Annotated in this window: 8 protein-coding genes; 2 read left to right on the top strand and 6 right to left on the bottom strand. The window is 65.8% G+C overall.

Features of this window, described 5'->3' with window-relative positions; translation table 11 throughout:
* On the bottom strand, positions 1-664 hold a 664-nt coding region (locus tag VIR09_RS14595; protein ID WP_332013512.1), incomplete at its 3' end, for a phosphomethylpyrimidine synthase ThiC.
* A gap of 370 nt (positions 665-1,034) precedes the next feature.
* Between VIR09_RS14595 and VIR09_RS14590 the strand changes: the two genes are divergently transcribed.
* Positions 1,035-1,598 carry a SecDF P1 head subdomain-containing protein gene (locus VIR09_RS14590; protein WP_332013511.1) on the top strand — a complete coding sequence of 188 codons (564 nt, stop codon included), beginning with the start codon at positions 1,035-1,037 and terminating at the stop codon, positions 1,596-1,598.
* A gap of 71 nt (positions 1,599-1,669) precedes the next feature.
* Here the strand turns inward: VIR09_RS14590 and VIR09_RS14585 are convergent, their stop codons facing one another.
* Positions 1,670-2,122, bottom strand: a complete 453-nt coding sequence (locus tag VIR09_RS14585) for a helix-turn-helix domain-containing protein (RefSeq protein ID WP_332013510.1) — start codon at positions 2,120-2,122, stop codon at positions 1,670-1,672.
* A 79-nt stretch (positions 2,123-2,201) separates the two neighbouring features.
* Between VIR09_RS14585 and VIR09_RS14580 the strand changes: the two genes are divergently transcribed.
* Complete coding sequence (locus tag VIR09_RS14580; RefSeq protein ID WP_332013509.1) at positions 2,202-2,912, top strand: transcriptional regulator; 711 nt, start codon at positions 2,202-2,204, stop codon at positions 2,910-2,912.
* On the opposite strand, the gene proB is transcribed toward VIR09_RS14580, so the two are convergent.
* The 4 genes from proB to VIR09_RS14560 form a co-directional block, all read right to left on the bottom strand.
* Positions 2,881-4,017 carry a glutamate 5-kinase gene (proB, locus tag VIR09_RS14575; protein ID WP_332013508.1) on the bottom strand — a complete coding sequence of 379 codons (1,137 nt, stop codon included), beginning with the start codon at positions 4,015-4,017 and terminating at the stop codon, positions 2,881-2,883. The genes VIR09_RS14580 and proB overlap by 32 nt on opposite strands.
* A gap of 57 nt (positions 4,018-4,074) precedes the next feature.
* Entirely contained in the window at positions 4,075-5,211 is a 1,137-nt protein-coding gene (gene obgE / locus VIR09_RS14570; RefSeq protein ID WP_332013507.1) for a GTPase ObgE, read from the bottom strand.
* Between the two features lie 189 nt (positions 5,212-5,400).
* A complete protein-coding gene (rpmA, locus tag VIR09_RS14565) occupies positions 5,401-5,661 on the bottom strand; it encodes a 50S ribosomal protein L27 (protein ID WP_006216229.1) in 261 nt (86 codons plus the stop codon).
* 34 nt (positions 5,662-5,695) lie between these two features.
* Positions 5,696-5,770 (bottom strand): bL21 family ribosomal protein (locus VIR09_RS14560; protein WP_332013513.1); only part of this gene is annotated, 75 nt, incomplete at its 5' end.

Here is a 5,770-nt window from a genome sequence, read left to right as displayed (position 1 = left end):
TGATGTTGGCGGGGATAATGGCGCGGCCGCGCGCGATCTCGTCACGCACGAATTCCGGCGTGATGGCGGCCGGGATGGCCGCGCCGAACGATTGGCCGGGGTGCTGGCGCAACAGGCGCTTGACCATCTTCTCGCCGTCGGGGCCGCTGTCGCGCAGCGTCTGCAGATAGTGCTCGCGGCGCAGGCTTTCGCGGATCGCCACGTATTCCATTTCCGGCGTGATGATGCCGCGGCGCGCGTAATGCATCTGGGATACGTTGGCGCCGGACTTGGCGCGGCGCGGCGGACGTTGCAGGTCGAAGCGCATGGCCGTCAGCTTGGGATCGGTCAGGCGTTCCTTGCCGTAGTCGCTGGTCGGGCCGGACAGCACTTCCGTGTCGCCGCGCTCTTCGATCCAGCCGCGGCGCAGTTCGGGCAGGCCGCGGCGGATGTCGATCTTGGCTTCCGGGTCGGTGTAGGGGCCGCTGCAGTCATAGACGGTCAGGGGTGGGTTCTTCTCGCCGCCGAACATCGTCGGCGTGTCGTCCTGCTCGATTTCGCGGAACGGCACGCGGATGTCGGGGCGCGAGCCCACTTCATACACGCGGCGGGATTTGGGCAGCGGTGCGACGGCCGCCGCGTCGACTTCGGCGGTAGCGGCCAGGAATTTGGGATTGGCGTTCATGGAAAGCTCCAAGCGAGTGGTTGGAGCCGATCGGGAAGGAATTCCCGCCGCGCGCGCAAAGACGCATGGCGGGAATACGGCTCCCAGCATCGGCATTATCCGTACTGGTACGAAGGGACTCTCTCAACACGTCCTGCCATGAAGGCGGGACGAGTACCCCTGCGCGAAAGCGAAGTATAGAGGCTGGCGCGCGTTCCGACGAATCGCGCGGCTGCTGTGCTGCGATGGCCGGTGCAGGCGGCAGCTGGTATTACCGCTTTACATTTGGATTCAGACTGGGGCGACACTGTCATTCAGGTTCGGTACACTTTTCCTATTACCGGCCATGGAGAAGTGGCCGGGTCTTAGTCCACTTAAGAAGGAATCGAGCATGCAACTGACCCTACGCAAATTGGCGCCCGCCTTGGTAGTCGTGACGTTGGCGCTAGCGGGTTGCAAGACCGCCCCGACTAAGACGTCCGGCGACACCGCCACGCCGCAAGCTGGCCAGGAGGCCTCCAAGCCCGCCGCCGCGGCATCCGTGGACTTCTATCTGGCGCAGAAGCAGCCCGGTACTGGCCTGCGCGAAATCGCGCTGCCCGACGGCAAGCTCTACATGCAGTCCGTGCCCGTCCTGACGCGCGCCGACCTCACCGACGCCGCTGCGCTGGTCGACCGCCAAGGTCAGAACTTCGTCGGCCTGCGCTTCTCGGAAGCCGGCGCCCGCAAGCTCAATGACGTCAGCACCAAGAACGTCGGCAACATGCTGGCGCTCGTGATCGACCAGGAACTGGTCGCCGCCCCGCTCATCGGCGAACCGCTGAACCGCGGCGTCCTCGCCTTCGGCGTGGCCTCGGCCCAGGCCGCCTCGGAAATCGCCGCCAAGATCCGTGGCGACGCTGGCACTCCGCCGCCGGCTGGCGGTGCCGCTCCGGCGCCCGCTGCCAAGCCCTGAGCGAAGCTAGCGACAAAAAAAGCCCGGCATAGCCGGGCTTTTTTAACGTCTGCAAGAAAGACGGCCCGCGATCAGCCCAGCTTGCGACCGCGCGTCTTCGCGCCGCGGCGGACCAGGATGGTCTTTTCGATATAGGCCTGCGTGATCGATTCGAGGATCAGGCGGTCGTCAGCCGTCAGCGATTCGAACTGCGAAGGCGAAATATTCGGGAAGGGCCAGGGCGCCAAGGGACGCTGCCGGGCGCCAGGGCGCGGCGGCGGTTCCGCCACGCCAGGCGCGGGCAGGGTGTTGCTGAGGTCGTAGCCTTCCACGGGGAGTTCCATGGGGCCTTTGCCGGTTTCCAGCCATTCGGCTTCGACCTTCAGGACCTGCGCCAGCTTGCGGGCCGAGCGGCTTGAGTGCCGCAGGCCGCTTTCGTAGCTGCCGATGGCGCTTTGCGAAATGCGGGCCAGACGCGCGAGGTCTTTCTGCGTGTGGCCACGCAGCAGGCGCGCATGCTTCAGTCGGTCTGAGAATGTTTTCACACCGGCGATTGAAGCTTGCTGGTCGCGCGCTTTGGTGGTTATAAATATTACTTAAGTGATATTTATCAAAGGTGAGCGCATGGAGCAACGAGGCAGCGTCTTCGTCGTACGGCTCGACGAAACGGCGGGCGAGGATTTCGCCGAGGCCTTGCGTCTGTTGCGTTGGCAGGCCAGCGTGTTCGATTCGTCCGCCGGGCTATTGGAACACTTGCAGGCCCAGGCCGCCGATGCCCTGGTACTTTTGGGAGGTATGCAGGGCGTGCCCGGCCTTATCGCCATGCTGCGTCGAGCGGCGCCTGCCGCAGCGGTGCTGTGGCAGGCCGTGGCCGCCAGCGCGTCCGATCGCATCGCCGCGCTGGATGCGGGTGCGGACGTCTGTACCCCCGCAGGCATGGAAACGCTGGAATGGGATGCCTTGCTGCGCAATCTGTGCCGGCGGGCGCCGGCCGTCCCTTTGCCTTGGCGGCTCGATCCGCACGCCGGCGCGCTGGCCGGGCCGGCTGGGGAGTTCCTGCCGTTGACGGTAACGGAGCGCGCTTTTTTTGTCCGCTTGTTGAGCGCCCCAGGCCATTGCCTGCGCCGGGAATGCTTCTTCCCGGCCGATACGCGTAACTCCCTGGATGGGGCGCGGCGGGTGGATGTGCTGTTGTCGCGGCTGCGCAGCAAGGCGCGCCGTCTGAATATAGACCTGCCCGTGCTCGCGGTGCGGGGATGGGGCTACATCCTGCTGCCCGAGGGCGCCGCGAGAGGGCAGGGCTTCAGAGCACTACCAGGTTATCCCGATGCATGAGCTCGGGTTCGGTCATGCTGCCCAGGATGTGCGCGATCTGCGACGAAGGTTGGCGCAGGATGCGGCGGGTATCGGCCGATGAGTAATTGATCAGGCCTCGGGCGCATTCGCGGCCCTGGCCATCGACGCAGGCGACCACGTCGCCGCGGCCGAATTCGCCTTCCACCTCGGTCACGCCGATGGGCAGCAGGCTCTTGCCTTCGCGCAGCAGCGCCTGCACGGCGCCGTCGTCCAGCAGCACGCGTCCGCGCAGCCGCAGGTGGTCGGCCAGCCATTGCTTGCGCGCGGACCACACGGGCAGCACGGCGCGCAATTCGCTGCCTATGCATTCGCCCTGGGCCAGGCGCGTGAGCACGTTGCGCTCGTGGCCCGACGCGATCACGGTATGCGCGCCGCTATGCGCCGCGCGCTTGGCCGCCAGCACCTTGGTCAGCATGCCGCCGGTGCCGATGCCGCTGCCGGCTCCGCCAGCCATGGCTTCCAGCGCCGGGTCGCCGGCCTGGGCGTGCGACATGAATTTGGCCTCGGGATTCTTGCGCGGGTCGGAGTCGTACAGGCCGCGCTGGTCCGTCAGGATGATCAGCGTGTCGGCTTCGATCAGGTTGGTGACCAGCGCGCCCAGGGTGTCGTTGTCGCCCAGCCGGATTTCGTCGGTGACCACCGTGTCGTTTTCGTTCACGATCGGCACCACGCCCAGGCGCAGCAGCGCGAACAGCGTGCTGCGCGCGTTCAGGTAGCGGTGGCGGTCGGCCAGGTCTTCGTGGGTCAGCAGGATCTGGGCGGTGCGCAAGCCGTACTCGGCGAAAGCCGCCTCATAGGCCTGGCACAGACCCATCTGGCCCACGGCCGCGGCGGCCTGAAGCTCGTGCATGACGGAGGGGCGCTTGCGCCAGCCCAGGCGCGCCATGCCTTCGGCGATGGCGCCGCTGGAGACCAGCACGATCTGCTTGCCCTGCTTGTGCAGGGCGGCGATTTGCGCGGCCCAGTGCGCCACGGCGGCGCGGTCCAGGCCGCGGCCTTCGTTGGTGACCAGCGACGAGCCGACTTTGGCGACGAGGCGTTGGGCGTTGGTGACGACGGAAACGGCGGGTGTTTCAGCAGACATGATGGCGGCCGGCTGCGGCGAGAAAAAAGACGTAATCGTAAGGACTGCGATTATGGCTTATTCGTCGTCGCCGCGCGGCGCGGGACGCTGGTCGGCGGTCGAGCGCTTGTCGTCGAAGCGCGGGTCCGGCGCGACATAGTCGGCTTCGGCCTGGTCTTGCGACAGGTATTCCTTTTCGCGCTCCGCGTCCAGGTAGTCCTGCAGCGCGTAGATCAGGTCTTGCGTGCCTTCGCCCGACAGACCGGAAATGCCGAACACCGGCCCCTTCCAGTCGTAGAGTTCGAGGAAGCGGCGCTTGGTATCCTCGGGGTCGGGCACCATGTCCAGCTTGTTCAGCACCAGCCAGCGCGGCTTGGCGGCCAGTTCCGGATCGTAGCGGCGCAGTTCCTCGACGATGGCGCGCGCGTCCACCACGGCCTGTTCTACCGGATCCGCATCGGGATCCGGCGTGGATACATCCACCAGATGCAGCAGCACGCGGGTCCGCGCCAGGTGGCGCAGGAACAGGTGGCCCAGGCCGGCGCCTTCGGAAGCGCCTTCGATCAGGCCGGGAATGTCGGCCACGACGAAGCTGCGCGACGGCGAGGTGCGCACCACCCCCAGGTTGGGGTGCAGCGTGGTGAAGGGATAGTCCGCGATCTTCGGCTTCGCATTGGAAATGCGGGTGATCAGCGTGGACTTGCCGGCGTTGGGCAGGCCGAGCAGGCCCACGTCCGCCAGCACTTTCAGTTCCATGCGCAGGTAGCGGTGCTCGCCTTCCTTGCCCGGCGTCCACTGGCGCGGCGCGCGGTTCACGCTGGACTTGAAATGGATGTTGCCCATGCCGCCCTGGCCGCCGGCGGCCAGCACGACTTTTTGCTCGTGCTGGTTCAGGTCGAACAGGATTTCGCCGGTTTCGGCGTCATGGATGATGGTGCCCACCGGCACGCGCAGCGTGATGTCGGGAGCGGCCGCGCCGTACTGGTCCGAGCCGCGGCCGTTTTCACCGTTCCTGGCGCGGTGCAGGCGCGCGTAGCGGTAGTCGATCAGCGTGTTGATGTTGCGGTCGGCCACCGCGAAGATGGTGCCGCCGCGTCCGCCGTCGCCGCCGTCCGGGCCGCCACGGGGAATGAATTTTTCGCGGCGAAAGCTCGCCACGCCATTGCCGCCTTTGCCGGCGACGACTTCGATGGTGGCTTCGTCTACGAATTTCATGATGTCCGCGCGTGTAGTGAGTAGTGAGGCGCAGGCCCGTCATCGGGCGCCGCCGGGAGGCAGGAGCCGGAACCTTCCGGCTCCTGCCTGAAATCAAAAAAGCTTAAAACAAAAAAGCCCTGCCGCATGCGACAGGGCTTTTGCCGTTCTGAAACGCGGCGAACCGCGTTGCTGACCGTGCTGGTCCGATTACTCGGCAGCGACGATCGAAACGGTCTGCTTGTTCAACGCGCCCTTGAAGCCGAATTGAACCTTGCCGTCGATCAGCGCGAACAGGGTGTGATCCTTGCCCATGCCGACGTTCACGCCAGCGTGGAAGCGCGTGCCGCGCTGACGCACGATGATCGAACCAGCGGGAATCAATTCGCCGCCGAATGCCTTGACGCCCAGACGCTTCGATTCTGAGTCGCGTCCGTTCCGCGTAGAGCCGCCGCCCTTTTTCTGTGCCATGTTTAGCTCCTGCTAAGTGGTACCGAGTCGCTTCTTAAGCCGTGATGGCTTCGATGCGGATTTCGGTGTAGTTCTGACGGTGGCCCTGACGCTTCTGATAGTGCTTGCG

This window comes from Achromobacter sp. (assembly GCF_036567245.1).
In the GTDB taxonomy this organism is placed as follows: Bacteria; Pseudomonadota; Gammaproteobacteria; order Burkholderiales; family Burkholderiaceae_B; genus Achromobacter.
The sequence above is the reverse complement of the archived record's forward strand: the minus strand, read 5'-3'. Positions and strand labels throughout refer to the sequence as shown.